This is a genomic window from Streptomyces sp. NRRL WC-3618, assembly GCF_001280005.1.
In the GTDB taxonomy this organism is placed as follows: domain Bacteria; phylum Actinomycetota; class Actinomycetes; order Streptomycetales; family Streptomycetaceae; genus Streptomyces.
This window is the reverse complement of the sequence record NZ_LGDW01000373.1, coordinates 1-294: the sequence shown is the minus strand read 5'-3', so window position 1 is coordinate 294 and position 294 is coordinate 1. Positions and strand designations below refer to the sequence as shown.

Annotated in this window: 1 protein-coding gene; it reads right to left on the bottom strand. The window is 68.0% G+C overall.

Features of this window, described 5'->3' with window-relative positions:
- Window positions 1-288: RICIN domain-containing protein (locus ADL01_RS26870; protein ID WP_199834935.1), on the bottom strand; the 288-nt coding region annotated here is incomplete at its 3' end.
- Between the last annotated feature and the right edge of the window lie 6 nt (window positions 289-294).

Sequence of the window (294 nt, the reverse complement as noted above, 5' to 3'; positions counted from 1 at the left end):
CCGGGCATCCAGGCACTTGTTGCCGTACACGGTCAGCTGGCTGCTGTCCGTCGCCGTCCACTGCTGGTTGATCCCACCGTGGCAGTCCCAGATCTGCACATTCGCGCCGTCGGTCTGGCTGAAGCCCGACACGTCGAGACACTTGCCGGAAGCAACACCGCGCACGTCGCTGGTGGTGGCCGCCTGAGCCGGGGCGGCGACGAGCAGCGCCGCCAACGCGGCCAGGGCCGCGACCACGGCGGCGAACACTGCGGGTGGACGTCTGCGACTGAAAATACGTCTGCGCATCAGGAC